The sequence below is a fragment of the Protofrankia sp. Cas3 genome (assembly GCF_963555955.1).
Lineage (GTDB): Bacteria > Actinomycetota > Actinomycetes > Frankiales > Frankiaceae > Protofrankia.
In genome coordinates this window covers 1-1,332 of the sequence record NZ_CAUVXP010000310.1, presented here as the reverse complement: position 1 = coordinate 1,332, position 1,332 = coordinate 1, and the positions used below count along the sequence as shown (strand labels likewise).

Genomic DNA, 1,332 nt, shown 5'->3' with positions numbered 1-1,332 from the left:
CGACCTTCAGCTCGACGTTCGCGCCGGCGTCGCCCGCCGAAGCGGGCAGGCGGAGGTGCGTGGCGACCAGGTCTGCCAGGCCGACCAGGTCTGCCAGGCCGACCCGGTCGGCCAGGCCCATTACCGGCACGAGCCCGGCGGCTGCGACCAGGTTGGGGTCGTCGAACGCGATGTGGATCTTCGATGGGCTATGCAACAATTGCCTCTCGGAAGTGCCCTCTCCTGTGGGTCGATGTTGGTCTCAGCAACCCCGTCATCCCAGGTCAGAGGGCACTTTCTCGTTCAGCACGCCGATCAACAGGCAAATCGGACGGTGCATCCAGGCTGAGAGCGACCGGCAATAGGTGTCACTTGAGACGTCGGGTGGTGGATCGGCTGTCCCAGCGGTAGAGCGTCCGGGCTTGCCGGATCAGTGCACGCACGGTGACGAAGGCTGCGGTCAAGTAGAGATAAAAATCGACGATCGCGCCGTTCTTGTCGGTACAACGACGGAGTTTGCCGTAGCCGTTCATCCACGCGTGAGTACGTTCCCCGACCCAGCACTTCCCGATCTGGATCGGGGTCCGCTCACCCTTCGGCGCGATCTCACCGACCATGCCATGGGCAGCCAGGACGGTCCGGACCGGCTGGCCGTCGTAACCGGAGTCCAGGTGCATGCGCGGGTGCGCCGGCAGGTCACCCACCTGCTGGTGGATCTCGCCGATGGTCGGGTCCAGCAGCGGGGAGTCATGCCGGTTCGCCCCAGCCGAGACGATCCCGAGCGGGACACCGCCGCCATCGGTCCCCACGGACCGCTTCATGCCTTGTTTGCGCCGATCCACCGGGGACGGACCCGCCTTGTCCCCACCACACGGCGCCTTGGTGATACAGCCGTCACCGGTCAGATCCGCCACCTCCAAACCGATCATCCGGTCGTAGGCGGCCAGCGCCGCGGCGTGGACTTTACGGGCGATCCCCAGCCGGGCCCACTCGGCCAGACGGCGTCGGATCGTGCGGTCCGAGCAGCCCGGGACCGCGATCCGCTCGTAACCCGAGCCGTGGACCGCGGCTTCCACGATCTTCTCGAAGATCAGACGGTCGGGGATGCGTGGCCGGTGACAGTGCAACGGATGGGTCGGGCAGACCCGCGGATGGGACGGCAGCAGCGGTTCGAACTCGCTCCAGACGGCGTCGAGCAGGCATGCTGGTACGGCAGGCATGGAACCCCCCGGTCAGTTACAGAGCGTCGAGAACTCCATGATTGACCAGGGCCATGCCTGCATCCATTCGGCCCCTCATCGACATCCCACTGCAGCGCCCATTGCCGGTCGCTCTAAGCTTGATTTTTAACCT

Annotated in this window: 1 protein-coding gene and 1 pseudogene; both read right to left on the bottom strand. The window is 65.8% G+C overall.

The annotated features are described in order from the left end of the window. Positions 1-199 (bottom strand): annotated as a pseudogene (locus tag U9983_RS27565) (hypothetical protein); the annotation flags it as partial. A gap of 148 nt (positions 200-347) precedes the next feature. Next, complete coding sequence (locus U9983_RS27560) at positions 348-1,199, bottom strand: IS5 family transposase (protein WP_322756807.1); 852 nt, start codon at positions 1,197-1,199, stop codon at positions 348-350. Positions 1,200-1,332 lie beyond the last annotated feature (133 nt).